Origin of the sequence: Robiginitomaculum antarcticum DSM 21748, from assembly GCF_000365025.1 — a bacterium.
Classification (GTDB): domain Bacteria; phylum Pseudomonadota; class Alphaproteobacteria; order Caulobacterales; family Maricaulaceae; genus Robiginitomaculum; species Robiginitomaculum antarcticum.
This window is the reverse complement of the sequence record NZ_KB823011.1, coordinates 702,621-722,594: the sequence shown is the minus strand read 5'-3', so window position 1 is coordinate 722,594 and position 19,974 is coordinate 702,621. Positions and strand designations below refer to the sequence as shown.

16 protein-coding genes and 2 tRNA genes are annotated in these 19,974 nt (G+C 50.6%); 15 read left to right on the top strand and 3 right to left on the bottom strand.

From position 1 onward, the window contains the following. The first annotated feature begins 10 nt into the window (after nt 1-10). The 5 genes from H142_RS16995 to H142_RS0103500 are packed head-to-tail and all read left to right on the top strand — an operon-like array spanning nt 11 to nt 3,929. A complete protein-coding gene (locus H142_RS16995; RefSeq protein WP_156811874.1) occupies nt 11-253 on the top strand; it encodes a hypothetical protein in 243 nt (80 codons plus the stop codon). Next, the gene (locus tag H142_RS0103515) at nt 250-1,164 is read left to right on the top strand and encodes an SDR family NAD(P)-dependent oxidoreductase (protein WP_017930718.1); all 915 of its coding nucleotides are present in this window, start codon (nt 250-252) and stop codon (nt 1,162-1,164) included. The genes H142_RS16995 and H142_RS0103515 overlap by 4 nt, the downstream gene beginning before the upstream one ends. Next, the gene (locus tag H142_RS0103510) at nt 1,161-2,333 is read left to right on the top strand and encodes an acyl-CoA dehydrogenase family protein (RefSeq protein WP_017930717.1); all 1,173 of its coding nucleotides are present in this window, start codon (nt 1,161-1,163) and stop codon (nt 2,331-2,333) included. Before H142_RS0103515 ends, H142_RS0103510 begins: the two co-directional genes overlap by 4 nt. A 2-nt stretch (nt 2,334-2,335) precedes the next feature. Then, nucleotides 2,336-3,451, top strand: a complete 1,116-nt coding sequence (locus H142_RS0103505) for an acyl-CoA dehydrogenase family protein (protein ID WP_017930716.1) — start codon at nt 2,336-2,338, stop codon at nt 3,449-3,451. A 19-nt stretch (nt 3,452-3,470) separates the two neighbouring features. Then, nucleotides 3,471-3,929, top strand: a complete 459-nt coding sequence (locus H142_RS0103500) for a MaoC family dehydratase (RefSeq protein WP_017930715.1) — start codon at nt 3,471-3,473, stop codon at nt 3,927-3,929. A 9-nt stretch (nt 3,930-3,938) separates the two neighbouring features. On the opposite strand, the gene H142_RS0103495 is transcribed toward H142_RS0103500, so the two are convergent. Together H142_RS0103495 and H142_RS0103490 are read right to left on the bottom strand one after the other, a co-directional pair. Next, nucleotides 3,939-5,075 (bottom strand): THUMP domain-containing class I SAM-dependent RNA methyltransferase, encoded by a 1,137-nt coding sequence (locus tag H142_RS0103495; protein WP_026147760.1) that lies wholly within the window; start codon nt 5,073-5,075, stop codon nt 3,939-3,941. A 577-nt stretch (nt 5,076-5,652) separates the two neighbouring features. After that, on the bottom strand, nt 5,653-6,810 hold the full coding sequence (locus tag H142_RS0103490; RefSeq protein ID WP_017930713.1) for an acyl-CoA dehydrogenase family protein: 1,158 nt from the start codon (nt 6,808-6,810) through the stop codon (nt 5,653-5,655). A 113-nt stretch (nt 6,811-6,923) separates the two neighbouring features. On the opposite strand from H142_RS0103490, the gene H142_RS0103485 reads away from it, so the two are divergent. The 9 genes from H142_RS0103485 (at nt 6,924) to H142_RS0103440 (ending at nt 17,440) form a co-directional block, all read left to right on the top strand. Further along, nucleotides 6,924-7,109 carry a hypothetical protein gene (locus H142_RS0103485; protein ID WP_017930712.1) on the top strand — a complete coding sequence of 62 codons (186 nt, stop codon included), beginning with the start codon at nt 6,924-6,926 and terminating at the stop codon, nt 7,107-7,109. 409 nt (nt 7,110-7,518) lie between these two features. Further along, complete coding sequence (gene tig, locus H142_RS0103475) at nt 7,519-8,859, top strand: trigger factor (RefSeq protein ID WP_017930710.1); 1,341 nt, start codon at nt 7,519-7,521, stop codon at nt 8,857-8,859. A gap of 356 nt (nt 8,860-9,215) precedes the next feature. After that, nucleotides 9,216-9,848 (top strand): ATP-dependent Clp protease proteolytic subunit, encoded by a 633-nt coding sequence (locus H142_RS0103470; RefSeq protein WP_017930709.1) that lies wholly within the window; start codon nt 9,216-9,218, stop codon nt 9,846-9,848. A gap of 135 nt (nt 9,849-9,983) precedes the next feature. Beyond that, entirely contained in the window at nt 9,984-11,249 is a 1,266-nt protein-coding gene (clpX, locus tag H142_RS0103465) for an ATP-dependent Clp protease ATP-binding subunit ClpX (protein WP_026147758.1), read from the top strand. Between the two features lie 94 nt (nt 11,250-11,343). Continuing rightward, on the top strand, nt 11,344-13,749 hold the full coding sequence (gene lon, locus H142_RS0103460; protein WP_017930707.1) for an endopeptidase La: 2,406 nt from the start codon (nt 11,344-11,346) through the stop codon (nt 13,747-13,749). Between the two features lie 61 nt (nt 13,750-13,810). Continuing rightward, nucleotides 13,811-13,886: transfer RNA gene (locus H142_RS0103455), tRNA-Val, on the top strand. A gap of 172 nt (nt 13,887-14,058) precedes the next feature. Next, nucleotides 14,059-14,135: transfer RNA gene (locus H142_RS0103450), tRNA-Asp, on the top strand. A gap of 261 nt (nt 14,136-14,396) precedes the next feature. After that, on the top strand, nt 14,397-15,659 hold the full coding sequence (locus H142_RS0103445; RefSeq protein WP_017930706.1) for a site-specific integrase: 1,263 nt from the start codon (nt 14,397-14,399) through the stop codon (nt 15,657-15,659). A 233-nt stretch (nt 15,660-15,892) separates the two neighbouring features. Next, nucleotides 15,893-17,440: a sulfatase family protein gene (locus H142_RS0103440; RefSeq protein WP_233341563.1), complete on the top strand. Its 1,548-nt coding sequence runs from the start codon at nt 15,893-15,895 to the stop codon at nt 17,438-17,440. A gap of 143 nt (nt 17,441-17,583) precedes the next feature. On the opposite strand, the gene H142_RS16765 is transcribed toward H142_RS0103440, so the two are convergent. Continuing rightward, nucleotides 17,584-18,003 (bottom strand): EF-hand domain-containing protein, encoded by a 420-nt coding sequence (locus tag H142_RS16765; RefSeq protein WP_156811872.1) that lies wholly within the window; start codon nt 18,001-18,003, stop codon nt 17,584-17,586. 700 nt (nt 18,004-18,703) lie between these two features. On the opposite strand from H142_RS16765, the gene H142_RS16940 reads away from it, so the two are divergent. After that, nucleotides 18,704-19,974 (top strand): PKD domain-containing protein (locus H142_RS16940; RefSeq protein ID WP_233341561.1); only part of this gene is annotated, 1,271 nt, incomplete at its 3' end.

The window sequence follows — 19,974 nt, the reverse complement described above, 5'->3', positions numbered from 1 at the left end:
TTCGGGAGCTTTGAAGCCATTTAAGTATACATGCAAAATCTCTGTCGGGGCCGAAAACGAAGCAGACGCAAAACGTCTGGCAAAAAAGAATATGGATAGGAGTGCTGAGGAGCGTCAGCATCCGAAACTTTTAGATCAAGGGGCCATCCCTGAAGTCGAAATAACCGTAATATCAGGTCCGTTTGACAAACCAAATTTTCCATTCGGAACCGAATTAGAATGGTCAAAAATGAGCGAGAATTATTTAAGATGAGCGAAATTAAATTTGATAATCGTGTTGCGATTATAACGGGCGCGGGCGGCGGTTTGGGCCGAAGTCATGCTTTGGCATTGGCGGCGCGCGGCGTCAAAGTTGTCGTCAATGATCTGGGCGGCTCCGTCGACGGTAGCGGAAGCAGCGCCACAATGGCTGAGAACATCGTCGCTGAGATTGAAGCGGCAGGCGGCGAGGCCATCGCCAATGGCGCGAATGTCACGAAAATGGACGACGTTCAGGCCATGGTGGCGCAGGCCATCGATAAATGGGGCAAGGTTGATATCCTGATCAATAATGCCGGAATTTTGCGTGATAAAAGCTTTTCCAAAATGGAGATGTCTGATTTTCGCCTTGTTGTCGATGTGCATCTTATCGGCTCTGCCAATTGCACCAAGGCCGTCTGGAACCACATGAAAGAAAACGGCTATGGCCGTATTGTGATGACGACGAGCAGCTCCGGTATGTATGGTAATTTCGGGCAGACGAATTACGGCGCTGCCAAGGCCGGGCTGTCAGGCATGATGCGCACGCTCTGCCTTGAAGGCGCGAAATATAATATCCGCGTCAATACGCTGTCGCCAACAGCGCGCTCACGCATGACTGAAAATCTTATGCCAGAAGAAATCCTTGAGAAATTGACCGTTGAGTCTGTTTCTGCGGGTCTGGTTTATCTATGCTGCGATGACGCGCCGAACAGAATGATCCTCTGCGCGGGTGCTGGCGGCTATAGTGAAACCAAAGTGTTTGAGACCCAAGGCATTAATTTGGCTGAGGGCGATCAAACGGCGGAGAATGTTGCGGCAAATATTGATAAAATCCGTGACACAGCCGGTCAAGAAGAATTTACAAATGGCGGCCAGCAGGGCGCGAAATTCCTGACCCGCGTCCAAAAGGGAGAGTTTACATGAGCGATTTAAAACAGTTTCGCGCGGAGACGCGCGCCTGGCTTGAAGAAAACTGTCCGAAATCAATGCGCGCACCCGTCAAATCTGACAGCGAGATGTATTGGGGCGGCCGCGGCGCAAAGTTTCAATCCGAAGACCAAAAACTCTGGTTTGAGCGTATGCTCGCCAAGGGCTGGACCGTGCCCAGCTGGGATAAAAAATATGGCGGCGCGGGCCTGAACCGCGCGCAAGCCCAGATCCTGAAACAGGAAATGAAACGTATTAATGCGCGCAATCCGCTGCCGTCCTTTGGTATTTGGATGCTTGGCCCCGCACTCTTAAAATTCGGTAGCGAAGACCAAAAATTAGAGTTTTTACCGCCAATAGCCCGCGGCGAAATCCGCTGGTGCCAAGGCTATTCCGAGCCGGGCGCAGGATCTGATCTCGCCTCTCTGGCCACGAAGGCTGAAGACAAAGGTGATTATTATCTGGTCAATGGCCAAAAGGTCTGGACCAGTTATGCCGACCAAGCCGACTGGATTTTCTGTCTGGTGCGCACGGATAATTCCGGCACAAAACATCAAGGCATCAGCTTCGTTCTGTTCGATATGGAAAGCGAAGGTGTTGAAACCCGCCCGATCAAACTGATTTCCGGTAAATCGCCCTTCTGCGAAACCTTCATGAATGACGTCAAAGTCCCCAAAGAAAATTTGGTTGGTGAAGAGGGACAGGGCTGGAATATCGCCAAATACCTGCTGACCCATGAGCGCGAAATGATTGGCGAGTCGCCGCTCTCGCGTAGCCTGTCTGAAATGGCGGTGCAGCAAACCGGCACGGTCGAGGGTAAAATGCCTGACCCCTATTTGCGCGGTAAAATTGCCGAAGCCGAGATTGATGACTGGGCGATGTCCATGACCATGGCGCGTATGCTCGCGGAGGCCAAAGCGGGCGCGTCGCTGGGCGCGAATAGCTCTATGCTAAAATATTACGGCACAGAGCTGAATAAGCGTAAGTTTGAGTTGTTGATGGACGCCGCCGGACATGACGGTCTGGAATGGGAAAGCGAGCGTAGCGAAGAGGGCAATTTGGCCCGTACATGGCTGCGCACCAAAGGCAATTCGATTGAAGGCGGCACATCCGAAGTGCAGCTCAACATCATTTCCAAACATATCCTTCAGCTTCCCGGGGCGTAAATATGGCACTTGTATTAAACGAAGACGAAGTCACGCTGCGCGACACAGCGGAAGGCTTCTTTGCCAATAAAGCGCCCGTCACGGCACTGCGCAAACTGCGCGATGCACGCGATGAGACTGGTTTTGACCGCGCGCTTTGGGCGGAAATGGCCGATATGGGCTTTGCCGGCGTTTGCGTCGATGAAGATCATGGCGGCGTGGATATGGGCTTTATGGCGGCCGGACTGCTGGCCGAGCAAATGGGCCGCAATCTCTCGGCGTCACCGTTTCTGTCCACGGCTATATTGGCCGCAACAGCGATCCGCCACGGCGGCACGGCTGAGCAGAAAGCCAAATGGTTATCCGCCATTTCAGGCGGGCGGGCGGTTATGGCGCTCGCATTGGATGAAGGCGCAAAGCACAATCCAAAGGGTATCCAGACCCGCGCGGAAACGTCGGGCAATGGCTTTAAAATCAATGGCGCGAAAGCCATGGTCGTTGATGGCCATGTGGCTGATCAGTTGATCGTCGCGGCGCGCATGGATGATGAGCAAATCGGTCTGTTTCTGGTTGATCCGAAAACGGCGGGCGTGGATATTGAACGCACAATCATGGTCGACAGCCGTAATGCGGCGCGCATCGACCTGAAAGACGTTGAAGTGACGGGTGACGCGCGTCTCAGCGAAGGCGATGATGTTTTGACCAAAGTCATGTCCGCAGGCCGGGCCGTTGTCGCGGCAGAGCTTCTCGGTGCGGGCGGGGCGGCGTTTGAGATGACCGTCGCCTATATCAAAGAGCGGAAGCAATTTGGCAAAATCATTGGCGAGTTCCAAGGCTTGCAGCACCGCGCCTCGCATCTTTATTCCGAATATCAACTGGCGCGCTCGGCTGTACTTGCTTCGCTGACGGCGCTGGATGAGGGCGATGAAAACGCCGCGAAATATTGCGCTATGGCGAAGGCCAAGCTGGGCAGTTTTGCCAAGCTGGCCAGCCAAGAAGGCGTGCAAATGCATGGCGGTGTCGGTATGACTGACGAATATGATATCGGCCTTTACATGAAACGCATCCGCGTATTGCAAGAACTGCTGGGCGATGCGAGTTATCATTTTGATCAACTGGCCACGCAAAGTCATTACTAAAATATAAGAGGGAGAGACCATGAAAACCGTTAAAGCATCTGAATTACAGGGTATGATCGGCAGCGATATTGGCACGAGTGACTGGATAACTGTCAGTCAAGACCGCATCAATAGATTTGCAGAAGTCACTGAAGATCATCAATTTATTCACGTTAACGAAGCGGCCGCTAAGATGACGCCATTTGGCGGAACGATTGCGCATGGCTTTCTGACTTTGTCTCTATTGTCTAAATTCAGTGAAGGCGCCGGCCTTGTCATTGAAGGCGTGAAAATGGGTGTGAATTACGGATTTGAAAAAGTCCGCTTCATCAATCCCGTTCCCAGTGGCAGCAAAGTGCGCGGCCATTTCAAACTTAAAGACGCGGTTGAGAAAAAACCGGGCCAGCATTTGCTCACCTATGAAATCACCGTCGAGATTGAAGGCGTTGAAAAACCGGCGCTTATCGCCGACTGGCTCGGCATGCAGTTCACGGGCTAAAAGGCACCATTATAGCGGCCCGGTCTGAAACAATTTTACTTTTAACCCGCCATGGGCAATCGGCGCATTCGTCGGGAGCCACGGCAATTTTGTAGACTCTGCCAGCATAGTATCAGACGTGACCATGCCGATGCGCCAGCCTGAAAAACGATCCCGCATGACCTCCCCAAAGGCGTGATAGAGCGAAAACAGCTCTTTTTTATTGCCGATACGCGACCCATAAGGCGGGTTGACCATAACCAATCCGGGCGGGCCAGCCGGCGGTTTCACCGACGATATGGCGAGCGGGGCGAAGGTGCAGAATTGCTCTATTCCGGCGCGCCTTGCGTTCTGCTTCGCAAAACCGATAACTTTTTCATTGCGATCAGAGCCGTAAAACCCTTGCAGTTTGGACGGCGCCGGATGCGCCTCTTGCCAATCGCGGCGGATCTGCGCGACCTGCGCCGCGTCAAATGTAGCGAGCTGTTCAAACGCAAAGCGGCGCGACCGTCCGGCCATAAATCCTGCAGCGATCTCGGCGGCCTCAATGATAAATGTACCGGAGCCGCACATCGGATCCAGCACAGGCTCGGTGCCGTTATATTCGCAAGCGCGCAGCAATAGCGCCGCCATCGTTTCGCGCAGCGGCGCTTTGCCCATGGCCTGTTTATGACCGCGCTTGTGAAGGCCCGCGCCGGAGGTATCGACGGAGAGAATGACATTATTATCGTCTATGCGTGCTTTGATTACGATCTGCGCGTCATCGGCATCTTTAGCAATGATTACGCCGTGGTCTTCGGCCATAGCGCGCTCTATGCGCTCGGCGGCTGCGCCGGCATGATAGATTTTACTTTTCTGACTGGTGACGACTTCGACGCGCACCCGCAGGCCGGGCGGAATGGTGTTCCCCCAGGCGAATTTGCGCGCGCGTTTATCGAGCTGTGCCAAATGAAAGGCGCGGATTGTACCGATACGCGCGAGCACTTTGGACGGCCCGCGTAGGGTTAAATTAGCGCGCCACACATCGCTCCAATCCCCCCAAAAGGTCACGCCGCCATTAACTGTCTTGGCTTTTTTATAGCCGGCCTCAATCGCTTCGTCGCGCAAGACGCGCTCCAGCCCGGGCTGCGTGCCGAGGAATATTTCAAATTTTGTTGCGCTGTTCATGGCCTGCCCATGTCGCATTGAAGATAGTTTGTATAGGGCGTAACGCGGTATCTCTGATTTCTCTTTTATCTGCGTCTCTTTATCTCGTGTTAAAAAGGGCGTCTGTGCGGGACATTAAAAAACAGGGGCTACCTGTTTGGGTACGCGTAAATATAATTTCGTTTCTTAAAGTCCCTGCCGGAAATACGGATTGCGCCGCATACCCGACATGGCGCCCAAACTCTGTTTGAGCGTCAGCACAGCAATGTCTTTGCTAAACGGCCGAATTAGCCAGTCGAGGCGCTAGACAGCTCACGCTTAGCGGGCCGGCCTCTCCGGCGTTACCCGTCGAACCTACACCCAACACCGTCTTACCTGCCAGCCAGCCAACGTACGCTTGCCTGCCCAATGCGATAAGAACAATTTGAAGATAGGGCAGGATTCAGGGGTGGGGATGAATTTATTTATATCCACCAAACTAAAGCTCTTAACACTCCGAACCGTCATCCGGAACGCCGGTTCGACTCGGGCTTGACCCGAGGATGACGGTAATTGGGAGAGGTGCTCAATCTTCATCCACACCAGAAACCTGGATACACTACTTCCGCCCCGGCAACGTTCCCAGCATTTTACAGATTACGCCGAGCATGACTTCGTCTGCGCCGCCGCCAATAGAGGCGAGGCGGCCATCGCGAAAGCGCCGCGCTATGAGTGTTTCGTCCATATAGCCCATACCGCCCCAATATTGCAGGCAGGCATCCGTGACTTCGCGTAAGAGCCTCCCGGATTTGACTTTCAGCATAGAGACCAGCTTGGTGATGTTTTCGCCGCGCGCATATTGCGTGACGCATTTTTCGACAAGGGCGCGGTATAGCTCGACCTCAATTTGGAGCTCGGCGAGGCGGTAATGCACGACCTGATTATCAAGGATCGGTTTGCCGAAGACTTCGCGCTGCCGCGTATACTCAATGGTCTCGTCGATACAGGCTTGAAGGCCGGGCAGGGTGGAGACCGCCGCCCAGAGGCGCTCTTCTTCGAATTGCTGCATCTGATACATAAAGCCTGCGCCCTCGGTGCCGATCAGGTTGGCTTGCGGCACGCGCACATCTTCGAAAAATATCTGTCCGGTATCACTGCTGTGATTGCCGATCTTTTCCAGCTTTTTGGCGCGCACCACGCCCGGTGTCTCCATCGGGATCACGATCAGGCTTTTATTGCTGTGTTTATGGCCGTCCGAAGTGTTGCAAAGGGCAACCATAAAATCGGCCTGATAGCTGTTAGTGATCCACATCTTGCCGCCATTGATGATGTAATCATCGCCGTCTTTGCGGGCTTTGGTTTTGATCGCGGCCACATCTGAGCCGGCGGAAGGTTCAGACACGCCGATGCAGGCGACCATATCGCCCGCTATAGCGGGGACCAGAAACTCATTACACAAAGCTTCGCTGCCATATTTGGCGAGCGCGGGCGTCGCCATATCAGTTTGTACGCCGATCGCCATAGGGATGCCCGCGCAGTTAATTGCGCCCAGCGCTTCGACGGCGGCGACCTGGTAAGTATAGTCAAGACCCATGCCGCCATATTTTTCCGGTTTTTGAATGCCGAGAAGCCCTGCATCGCCAAGTTTTTTAAAGACGTCATGCGCCGGAAAAATGCGGTCTTTCTCCCACTGATCAACATAGGGGTTAATGTCTTTTTCAATGATTTTACGCATTGTCCCGGCAATGGCGCGGTGCTCGTCAGTGTAGATATCCATGTTTCGTCCGGCAGTAATAAGAATGTTAGAACAGCGTAATGGCGCAGGCCTTAATATGCAAATCATTGCATATACCGCTTTAATGGGTCTACACGAATGAATAGGAGACGATTATGAAAACCCTGACATGCGATTTATGTGATCACAAAGCAAGCGCGGAGACTTTCGACGACTGGATGCAAAAGCTGATGCCGCATTACAAGACGGCGCATAGCGACGTCATGAATGACAGTAGCAAAACCAAAGAAGACGGTATGCGCTGGATGGCGGAGAATAAAGCCCGCTTCGACGCGGCCTAGCCCTTCCGTGCAGACTGGCTTGCCCGAAGAGATCAAGACGCTCATCATTGGCGCAGGCTTTGGCGGAAATGCGTGCCAGCGGTAAAAACCGCACGCTGAACAGAATTTTGCCGGTGTTGCCGCGTATATGTATCTGGCGAGTACATTCTGCGACACGCGGCGGCCGGATAGCCCGGTCAGTATTGCCACATGTCTGATAAAAGCATCCCGAAAGGTATGGCGGCGACAATGAAAGTCGTGAAGGCAGGAGTGTTGAGCGATTCCGCTGTGCCGACAAGCTCTGCAAAATTGATGTGAATGGACGCTGTGGCATGTTGCCTTGCGCGCGCGAGCCGCTATAAGGCGCGCTAATTAGATTCCCCGGGCCAGATATAATCACATGCCGCCCGCCCGAGCGTAGGATATTACCATGCAAATTAAAGACGTCGACACCAAAGGTCTGTCACATATTTATGAAGTTATCGTCCCCAAAGACGAACTGGCGACTAAGCTGACAGCCAAGATTGAACAAATGAAGGGCGAAGTGCGCTTAAAGGGCTTCCGTCCCGGCAAGGTTCCTGTCTCTCATATCCGTAAAATGTTCGGCAAATCGATCATGAGCGATGTCATCACTGAGACTGTGACCGAGACCAGTCAGAAAGTTCTCGAAGAGAAAAAGCTCCGTCCCGCCGTACAGCCCTCAATTGAAATGAAGTCTGATGCGGAAAAGCTGACCACGGGTGATGTGGATCTGGACTATAAATTGTCTGTCGAGATTATTCCTGAATTTGAACCGGCTGATCCGTCAAAACTTAAGCTGACGCGCCTGACCATGGATGTTGACGATAAAGACATTACAGAGCGTCTTGAAAAGCTTGGCGAAGGCCAAAAAACCTATAAGAAAAAAGCCAAAACCGCCAAAGCCAAAGACGGCGACGCGGTTCTGATCGACTTTACCGGCCGCGTTGACGGCGAGGCCTTTGACGGCGGCGCGATGGAAGGCCATCAGCTTGTACTGGGGTCCAACTCTTTCATCCCCGGTTTTGAAGAGCAGCTCGTCGGCGTTAAAGCCGGTGACAAGCTGGACGTGAAAGTCACTTTCCCCGCAGATTACCAGGCTAAAGATCTGGCCGGTAAAGACGCGGTATTTGAAACTGAAGTGCATGAAGTCCAGGGCGCGCAAGACGCCGAGATGAACGATGAATTTGCCGCGCGTTTCGGCGTGGCTGATATGGACGCGCTCAAAGCCGCCATTAGTGATCAAGCCAAAGCCGAAATTGACGGTCAGTCGCGCATGAAGCTTAAGCGCGTCATTTTAGATGAGCTGGACAAACTCCATGATTTCGATCTGCCGCCGGGCATGGTTGAAGCCGAATTCGGCGCGATCTGGCAGCAGGTTCAGGCTGAAAAAGAAGCCGGACAGCTTGACGAGGACGACTCCAAGAAAACAGATAAGCAGCTTGAGAAAGATTACCGCAAGATTGCCGAGCGCCGCGTGCGTCTTGGCCTCGTTTTAGCGGAAATGGGCTCCAAGCAGGACATCCAAATCACTAATGAAGAGCTGCAAGCCGCTATGGTTCGCGAAGCCCGCAACTATCCGGGTCAAGAGCAGCAAGTGTTCGAATTCTACCAAAAGAACCCGAATGCTGTCGCCCAGCTTCGCGCGCCGATTTATGAAGAAAAGGTCGTGGACCTGATCATCGAAGCCGCCGAAGTCAAAGACAAAAAAGTTAAACGCGACGTTCTCTTTGCCGAAGACGAAGGCATTTAGTCTTTGACTTAGGTTACGAATTGAACAGCCCGGCCTTTGCGCCGGGCTTTTTGTTTGCTTAAATCCGCGTCCCGTGTCTCATAAAATTCTAATCCATCCGGGGTCTATATGAACGAAACGAAGACGCTAACGTTTCTAATTGAAACCGATATTCAAGGTAATCCTGTAAGTTTGGGCTTAGATAGTGATCATTCTAATGCCTAAGGCTGTGAGACTGCTAATTAAAACTGAACCAAACCCACATACGCTCTTGCCATTAAAGATGGGCATATCAATATAACGGTAACACTTTTTGTTCACCACAGTGTCTGAAGATCGGCGCGAGTCGCGGTGAGAAATTTATTTAAGGAATAAAGATGCAAGATCCTAAAGACGTTATGATGAACCTCGTTCCGATGGTCGTGGAGCAAACCAGCCGCGGTGAACGCGCATTTGATATTTTCTCCCGCCTGCTGAAGGAACGCATTATCTTCCTGACGGGCGTGGTCGAGGACGGGATGAGCAGCCTGATCTGCGCGCAGCTTCTGTTTTTAGAATCAGAGAACCCGAAAAAAGAAATCAGCATGTATATCAACAGTCCGGGCGGCGTTGTGACGGCGGGGATGTCGATTTACGACACCATGCAGTATATCAAAGCGCCGGTTAGCACGGTTGTAATGGGGCAGGCGGCCTCTATGGGCTCGCTTCTATTATGTGCCGGCGAGAAAGATATGCGCGTGGCACTGCCCAATGCGCGCGTCATGGTTCATCAACCGTCGGGCGGCTTCCGCGGTCAGGCTTCTGATATCCAGCGTCACGCCAATGATATTCTGGCGATGAAAAAGCGCCTGAACGAGATTTACGTTAAACATACCGGCCAGAAATACGCGACGATTGAGAAAACGCTGGACCGTGACTTCTTTATGACAGCGCAGGAAGCCAAGGATTTCGGCATTGTCGATCATGTTTATGAGAGCCGTACGGATACAAAAGACGTCCTTCCGGGCTAAAGCCGCGATATTGACAGCACGGTATCAATGATATTGTAACTTAACTGTCATATTCGGTCATGGTAACGGCCCTAGGGCATAAAAATTGCAAAGTGGAGCTGATATGTAATTGTCAGCGCGACACTGGGAGAAAATATGAGCAAATCTGCCGGAAGCGATTCTAAGAATACGCTTTACTGCTCGTTCTGCGGGAAGTCACAACACGAAGTTCGCAAGCTAATTGCCGGACCTACCGTGTTTATATGTGATGAATGCGTAGAGCTGTGCATGGATATTATCCGCGAAGAGGGCAAAGCCTCTGTGGGCAAACCGCAAGAAGGTGTGCCGACACCGCAAGAGATTTGCGACGTTCTGGATGACTATGTCATTGGCCAAAGCATGGCTAAGCGTGTGCTCTCTGTTGCCGTTCATAATCATTATAAGCGTTTGAACCACGCCGGCGCAAATTCTGAAGTCGAGCTGGCGAAATCCAATATTATGCTGGTCGGACCAACAGGCTGCGGTAAAACGCTCCTGGCGCAGACACTGGCGCGCATTCTCGATGTTCCCTTTACGATGGCGGACGCAACGACATTAACCGAAGCCGGTTATGTCGGTGAAGATGTTGAAAATATTATTCTCAAATTGCTGCAAAGCGCGGATTACAATGTTGAGCGCGCGCAGCGCGGCATTGTCTATATTGACGAAGTCGATAAAATCAGCCGTAAATCCGACAATCCCTCCATCACCCGAGACGTATCGGGCGAAGGCGTGCAGCAAGCGCTTCTCAAGATTATGGAAGGCACTGTGGCCTCCGTACCGCCGCAGGGCGGCCGCAAGCATCCACAGCAGGAATTCCTGCAGGTCGATACAACCAATATTCTATTTGTCGTGGGCGGGGCCTTTGCCGGACTGGATAAAGTCATCTCGAATCGCGGCGAAAAAGCCTCAATCGGCTTTGGCGCTAATGTCAAAGATGTCGAAACACGCAAAACAGGTGAGATATTGCAGCAGGTTGAGCCTGAAGATCTGGTTAAATTTGGCCTTATTCCGGAATTTGTCGGCCGTCTTCCCGTCATTGCCACGCTGACGGATCTGGATGAAGAGGCTTTGGTCACGATTTTGTCCCAGCCGAAAAATGCGCTGGTGAAACAATATCAAGCGCTGTTCGCTATGGAAGATGTGCGTCTGACCTTTAACGAAGAAGCGCTTAAGGCCATCGCTAAACGCGCTATCTTGAGAAAAACAGGCGCGCGTGGATTGCGGTCCATTATGGAAAGCATCTTGCTCGATACAATGTACGACCTACCGTCTTATGACGGCGTAGAAGAAGTCGTCATCAATGGTGAAGTGGTGGACGGGAAAGCCCAGCCGCTGCTAATTTATGCAAAGCAGAGTAAGGCGCAGGAAAAAGCGTCTTAACTGCACCCGCGCGGTTGAATTAAACGGCGGGCTATCCCACCTTCATAAGACAGCGGTGACGAATCGCTGTCTGAATTTGATAAGGGTATGCCTAATGAGTGATGCGCCAATCTGCCTTCCTGTTCTTCCGCTCCGCGATATCGTGGTGTTTCCACATATGGTGGTGCCGCTTTTTGTCGGGCGCGATAAGTCCGTCAAAGCTCTGGAAGAAGTTATGAAGTCCGAAAAACGGATTTTCCTTCTGACGCAGAAAAGCGCCAAGGATGATGATCCGACAATTGATGATATTCATCACAAGGGCTGTATTGCCACGATCTTGCAGCTTCTTAAGCTGCCTGACGGCACGGTTCGCGTGCTGGTCGAAGGTGAGATGCGCGCGCAGGTCGACAAATTTACCGATAATGATGATTATTTCGAAGCGTTTGCTCAGCCGCTTGTCGATATCGATGAAGCGCCGTCTAAAACCGAAGCGCTGATGCGCAGTGTCACCGAACATTTCGAGAGCTATGTCTCACTGAACAAAAAAATTGCCGAGGAGGTTGCGACCTCAGTAGCTGAGGCCGAGTCTGCGTCGCGTCTGGCCGATGTTGTCGCCGTGCATTTGAACGTCAAAATGAACCAGAAACAGACCCTGCTCGAAGAGTTGTCCGTATCCAAACGCCTGGAAAAAATATTTACATTGCTGGATGGCGAAATCAGCGTGCTCAAGGTTGAGAAGAAAATCCGCGGCCGCGTTAAACGCCAGATGGAAAAAACGCAGCGCGAATATTATCTCAATGAAAAAATGAAGGCGATTAAAACTGAGCTTGGCGGCGGTGAAGAAGCCAATGACGAAATTGGCGAGCTTGTTGAGAAAGTTGAGCAAACCAAGCTGACCAAAGAAGCGCGCAATAAAGCTGATGCTGAGATCAAAAAGCTCAAACAGATGAGCCCGATGAGCGCCGAGGCTAATGTCAGCCGCAATTATCTGGATTGGCTGCTCTCCGTGCCGTGGGGAAAAACCAAGCGCACGCAGAAAGATCTGGGCAAAGCACAGGATATTCTGGACGCGGATCATTACGGCCTCGAAAAAGTCAAAGAGCGTATTATCGAGCATTTGGCTGTGCAGACCCGCACCAAAAAACTTAAAGGCCCGATTCTGTGTCTTGTCGGCCCTCCGGGCGTAGGCAAGACATCCCTTGGGCGCTCGATTGCGCGCGCGACCAACCGTGAATTTGTGCGTGTGTCGCTGGGCGGCGTGCGTGATGAGAGTGAAATCCGCGGGCATCGCCGCACTTATATCGGCTCTATGCCCGGACGCGTTATCCAGTCCATGAAAAAAGCCAAGCATAATAATCCGCTGTTCCTGTTCGATGAGATCGACAAAATGGGTAGCGATTTTCGCGGTGACCCGTCCTCCGCCCTATTGGAGGTTTTAGATCCGGAACAAAACAGCACGTTTAATGATCATTATTTGGAGGTCGATTACGACCTTTCCAATGTCATGTTTATCACAACGGCGAACAGCCTGAACATGCCGCAGCCTTTGCTGGACCGCATGGAAATTATCCGTATCCCGGGCTATACTGAGGACGAAAAAGTCGAGATTGCGAAACGTCATTTAATTCCCAAACAGATCAAAGATCATGGCCTTAAAAAAGGCGAGCTGGATATTACAGATGCGACACTTCGCGATATTGTGCGTTATTATACGCGCGAAGCGGGCGTGCGCTCGCTGGAGCGCGAATTGGCCAGCCTGTCGCGCAAAGCGCTACGCAAGATTGTCGGCGGAGATTTTAAATCCGTCACGATTACGCCTGAAGTGCTTGGCGACTATCTGGGCGTTCGCAAATTTAAATTCGGCGAGACCGATAAAGATGACCGCGTCGGCGTTGTGACGGGCCTGGCATGGACCTCAACCGGCGGCGACATTCTAACCATTGAAGCGGTCTCCATGGCCGGTAAAGGCATGATGAAAGTCACAGGTAACCTGAAAGACGTGATGAAAGAATCCATCAGCGCGGCCAATAGCTATGTGCAATCGCGGGCACCTGAATTTGGTATTAGTCCGCGGACCTTCCGCAGCACTGATATTCACGTTCATGTCCCGGACGGAGCTACGCCCAAAGACGGGCCGTCCGCCGGGATCGGCATGACCACGGCGATTGTATCTGTGCTGACCGGCATTGCAGTCAAAAAAGACATCGCCATGACCGGCGAGGTGACTTTGCGTGGTCACGTCACGGCGATCGGCGGATTGAAAGAGAAATTGCTGGCGGCTCTACGCGGCGGTGTGAAAACGGTTATCATCCCGCAGGAGAATGAAAAAGACCTTGCGGACGTGCCTGACAATGTCAAAAAAGGTATGACTATCATCCCGGTTAGCCATGTCGATGAAGTCTTGAAACATGCGCTTGTCGCGCCGATTACGGCGATTGAATGGACGGCGCAGGACGCCGCTGATCTGGCTGGCATTATCAGCCGCAGCGAAGGCGGTACGGGAAATGTTGTCGCGCATTAATTCTGCATAAAAGGCGTTGCAAAAATCAGACACGGGCGATATAGCGCGTCTTCGTCCATGGGGGCGGTTAGCTCAGCTGGTAGAGCATCTCGTTTACACCGAGAGGGTCAGCGGTTCGAACCCGTTACCGCCCACCATTTTCAAAACATCTTCCTGAAATTTTTATAAATTGATTGCCCTTCAGGGCTTTCAACCTGTCAGAAATTTTGTCTCATAAAAGATGAGTTTTCTGCATAACAAACGTGAATCCGTGTTGACGGGTCTATAGGGCGCGGCTAGTAAGCGCGCTCGCTAAGCGCAATGATTTGCGCGGGTGTAGCTCAGTTGGTTAGAGCGCCGGCCTGTCACGCCGGAGGCCGCGGGTTCGAGTCCCGTCACTCGCGCCATTTTTCGGAATGGACAGATTGATAAGTGCATGATAAACCTCAGTTTTTAGAACTGAGGTTTTCTTATGTCTATGTGTAGCGCAAAACTTGCACACAAAACTGCACACAAATTTGCACACAAACACTATGTCTAAGGCGTCTGACCCAGATAGATTTTTACTCTTAAAGGGTAAGCGCTGGTATTATAATCGGCGCCCACCTAAGCGATTCAAACATGTAGAGCCTCGTGCGCTAATACGGCACTCCCTTAAGACAGTTTCATTGCAAGACGCCAGGGTCAGGCGTGACGCCTTAGAGGTTGCGGATAACGCTTTCTGGCAAGTACTATGCGTCGAATCTGCAGCCAATGGCGGCGTAAGCGCTGCCACGCGTGAAGTTGAAAAAAAACGACACTTAGCCGCCGCTTCACGCGCGTTAGCTCTGGGCTTCGCTTACATACCCACTGACGTACTTGCAAAGGATGGCACGACACAGGAAATATTAGAGAGGCTGAATCACCTAGAGCAAACCGCAGGGCCAAAAGGGGTAGCGACTGAGCATGTCACTGACTCGCTTTTGGGGGCTATAAAGAAACCCGTTCATACTGCGATGAGAGTCTCAGAAGCTTTTGAGTTATATCTTGAGAAGATATCATTTGATGACCAATATAACAAAGATGCCGATCAGCTCTATAGCTGGAAGAAAGTAAAGCGGACATCAAGAGACTATTTTATTGAGGTGATGGGTGACCTCAATATGGACGAAATTACTCGGAAGCATGCGTTGAAATATGAAGATTGGTGGCGAACCCGGATGAAGACCAATAAGAACGGTAAGCGCGGGATAAAGCCAAACACTGCCAATCGGCATCTTGGAAATATTCGAGGGCTTTATGGAGCCTACTACAAATATATTGGTGACGAAGACAGACTGAACCCATTCCGAAATATGCATTTCACAGGGACCAGCAAGTCATCTGTAGAAGCTTTTGAAAATGAGTGGGTGCGAGACCGTATACTTGTGCCCGGCCTCTTTGATGGCCTCAATCTAGATTTAAAAGTTATGATATATGTTCTCATAGAAACTGGGGCACGTATGAGTGAGATTTGTAACCTCATGCCAGAAGATATTAAAATGGAAGAGCAAATCCCGTTTATATCTATACGCCCAAGAGATGACCGAGAGTTAAAGACACCTGATTCAGAGCGCGAAATTCCGCTTGTTGGCGTGGCCTTAGAAGCTATGAAGCTAACTCCAAATGGTTTTGAGAAATATAGGGGCAGGGGGACTCTTGTCTCAGCTAATCTCATCAAGGCTTTTCGTAACCGGGACCTATTGCCGACGAAGAACCATGTAATCTATTCTCTCCGCCATGCATTTGAGAAACGCATGCAAGAAGCGAATATTGATTACGCTTTGCGATGTTTGTTAATGGGGCACAAGAATGACCGGCCTGCCTACGGTGATGGCGGTTCAATGGAGTATCGACGTGATGAGTTACTGAAAATAACTCACCCATTTTCGTCTAGAATTTTCATTGGTTGAGCAACGTTTGATAAAATCAAGTTCTCGGTTCTCCATGTTACCAGTTTCGCAAAGGGCGAAGCTTTTAGTGCTATGCTTGGATGACTTTACATTTAAAACCCCGGCGTGATACTCTCAATTATACTATAAATAAGAACATGCAAGTTCCCTATAAGTAGTATGTGGGTGGCGTCGGTTGGGAGGCCGGAGCCAACGATAAAATTGTGGATACTATGGAAGCCAGAGGATTTAAAATGAATTCTATTTCCCTTATTAGTTTGTCTTTCTTAGGGCTGTGCCTGGCTGGCTGCCAACCTGTGGCCAGCGCCTCGTTGGAAACGCGCACTGAGGGAAAGCCAAACTTTCTTTACATTATGACTGACGAGCATAATTTCAGAACCATTGGCGCTTATCGTGACTTGCTGCCCGAGGCTCAGGCTAAAATGTGGGGCGAAACAGTTGTCGAGACTCCGAACCTCGACTATCTGGCAGACAACGGCGCAATCCTGACAAGCATGTATGCAACATCTCCATCTTGTACGCCGTCACGGGCTGCCATGTTTACAGGGGATTATCCTCAAACAAATGGCATAGAAAAGAATGGAAAATCACTAAGAAGAGATGTCCCGACTATTGCAAATGTTTTAGCAGATAGGGGCTACAGGACAGGATATGTTGGCAAATGGCACCTTATCGGCAACGAAAAACCAATGTGGGCCCCGGAGTACAGTTACGGATTTGAAGACAAAGCCTATATGTTCAATGGCGGTCATTGGAAGGGCTTTAAGTTTGATAAAAATGGTACGCCCAAAGTTATGAGAAGGCCCAAAGGGACGGATCAAACATCCTTTGCGACTGATTGGCTGACGACACGTACATTGGACTTCATTAAGGCCAGCAAAGATACGGATAAACCATTCTTCCATGTTCTTAGCATTCTTGATCCCCACACTCCAAATACTGTGCGTGCACCTTATGATACGATGTATGCTTTGGAGGACATTAAGGTTCCGGCCACATGGAATGTGCATTATGATGACAACATGCCGAAGTGGTGGAATCCAGAGATTGACGCTGCCACAAAATTTAAAGATCCGAAAACGAAGGAACAATATCGTGGGCGTCCTAAAATATCTAATGCAGATATGCAGCGGATGATACGCGAAAATACTACGCAATATTTTGGTATGGTCAAAGCGATTGATGACAATATTGGACGGATAATCGAAACTTTAAAAAAAACTGGTGAGCTTGAGAATACGGTCATCATCTTCTCGGCAGATCACGGTGACCTTTTGGGTGAGCACGGGCGTGACAACAAAGGTGTTCCATATGAAGGCTCCGCAAAAGTGCCATTCATTGTGTACTACCCGAGTAAAATTAAGCCTGGCACGGTCATCGATAAAGCTGCCAATAACACCGATATGATGGATACAGTTTTAAGTCTTATGGATGTTAAAAACTATGACCAAACTACGACTGATGGACGGGACTTAACACCATGGTTAGAAGGGCGTGAGAGCGCATTATTGAAAGATTTGACGTTTGTGAGGTATAATGGGTGGGCAGGTGCTTTTACCGACCGTTACAAGCTGGTATTTGAGAAGACTAAGACGCAACCTTGGTTATTCGATTTAGAAAAAGACCCTACAGAGACCGTGAATTATTTCACGGATCCAGCTTATACGGAAATCATTCAATCGTTGAGTGTAGAGCTTTTAGAATATGGTGAAACGTACGAGGATTCCATCGTTTTGAGCAAGCAGGTTAAATCTCGCCTTAAAGAACTAGCGGCCAAATAAAGACTTTCGTGCAGCTACGTGCTTACCAAATAAGGTATCTATAACCTTAGCGCGGCATCAGTTATCAGCACATGAAGGTATCGAGGTTTACAACAATAGTTACGTGTGAGGTCTATCAGACGCAACGGGCCTTAAGTTTCAGCTTAAACTTTACGCATTCTATTTTCACCCCGTGTCAACTCGCCATCGCTATTAGAATCGAGCTTCAAAAATAGCTGCTCTGCTGCACTTTGGTATTCTGGGAGCGTAATCTGTCCGTCTTTATTTCCGTCCAGCCCTTGATATCGATCAGAGTTCCTTTGTTTCCTTCTGTTTGCACGTTTTTTATGGCGTGAGCTTGGACGAGAAGCCGTTGCAGAGTGGTCGGAGGAATGTCGACGAAAGTCATATTGTGTGAATTCGTCCCTGTCTATGATGTTATCATTGTTAATGTCGGCGCGGTTAAAGCTGCTAGATTTTTGCTGAGAACGACGCGCTTTGCGGAAATGACTAATTTCTTGTTTCGAAAGCACATGGTTGCCGTCTCTGTCGGTAAGTTCGAAACGCGTCGCTGACGCTGCCATAAATTCATTTTTTGAAATTACGCTATCTTTGTTCGTATCGGCCGCGGGCGCGGCGGTTGCTAATTGGCATTGAAAAAAAAGTCAACAAAGATGCTGATGCGATATAATGTGCTTTTCTCTTCATAGTTTTATTCCTGTATTCGCAGAATTTATATAGTCTTATGCCCTCTAAACGATTGAAGCCGTGAAATCCTGCGGACGATTTTTATCATTATAAACTACCGTACTTAACCGTTTTCTTGGGACTTCAATTAACAAAAGTATAGTCTTACTGAACTTTTTTATTGTATTTGTCTTATTTATACTATTAATGGTAAAAATGGGTGAGGTTTTGGGAGGCTGTATGTCTAATTTTAATCGGTTTATCTGTCGTGAGCGTGTCTATTTAGCTGCAGGGAGCATTGCGGCTAAACTAAAAGTCCTGAGCGTTATGCTTGTGACTTTTCTTACTTACAGTCTTAGTGCGCATGCGGTTGATGTCACTGTGCCGCCTTCTATATCGGCCACATCTTCAGGCGGAGTATGCACAATAACGGGATCCTACACGATAACTGGGGTGGATACTGACGGTCGAACTAATGGGCAGGATCGATATCGCACACGGATTACTCGAAACGGGACCACTGGCGGAACCCCCTCTATTGGTGCGCCTAATGGGAACGCAACTGTTACAAAGGGAACTACCGAGCAAGCGTCTGCAATGTATGACCTTAGCGTTGCGTCGGTTGGAAGCGCGATGTCCTTGTTCTTTAATGTGACTGAAAGAGATAATCACACAGGTGGTGCCAGCGATGGTGATGTTGTGTCTTCTACCGAAATTACTCCGGCTATTCTGCGAGCTGCCGGCGGTGAGTGTGAGGCGATTGCCAATTCGATAGATCCGGTTAACACGGCGCCAACGGCTGATGCGGGTCCAGACCAAAATATCACATCTGATGCAGGGCTAATAGTTACGTTGAATGGCGCTGCATCTTCAGATCCTCAGGGTGATACGTTAAATTATACTTGGACCCAAACAGGCGGAACGACCGTTACACTCAGCGACGCCAATATTGCCATGCCTACGTTCCCAACCCCTAATGCGGACACTACGCTAGTCTTTAGCCTTATTGTGAACGACGGCTCTCTGGACTCCGCTCCGTCCACAACAACAGTGAACTTCACATTTGTAGCAGGTAATTCAGCTCCAACGGCTGATGCGGGTGCAGATCAAACTATCACAGCGGCTGGCGGCGCAACGATTACTCTCGACGGTTCCGCCTCTTCAGACCTGGACGGTGACCCGTTGACTTACATGTGGACACAAACCAGCGGAACAGCGGTTGCTCTCAGTGATGCGACGGCTGTCATGCCGACATTCTCCGCGCCGAATGCTGATGCGACGCTCGTGTTCAGTCTTGTCGTCAATGATGGCACTGTAGACTCCGCTCCGGCTACAGCGACTGTGACGTATACTTTCTCTGCTACCAATACGGCGCCTGAAGCCAATGCGGGGCCTAATCAAGACATCACAGCGGCCGCTGGCACGACAATTACGCTGGACGGTTCGGGTTCAACGGATATCGACGGCGACACGCTAACTTATATGTGGGTTCAGGCAGGAACGCCGTCCGTCACATTGACGGGCGCGGATACGGTCTCTCCGACCTTCCCGGCGCCAGCTGCGGATGAAACACTTTTCTTTGACTTAATCGTAAATGATGGCACGGTCGATTCTGTGGCGGACCGTGTGCGGATCGCCTTTACAGCCGTCGCCACCAATACAGCTCCGGTAGCTGATGCGGGTGCAGATCAAGCGATAACGGCTGTGGCCGGCACGAGTATTACATTGGATGGCTCGGCCTCAATGGACGCCGATAGCGATCCACTGACTTATATGTGGACCCAGACGAGCGGGACTGCTGTTACGTTGAGTGACGCGACGGCAGTGTCTCCGACCTTTGCAGCGCCTGGTGCAGATGCGACGCTCGT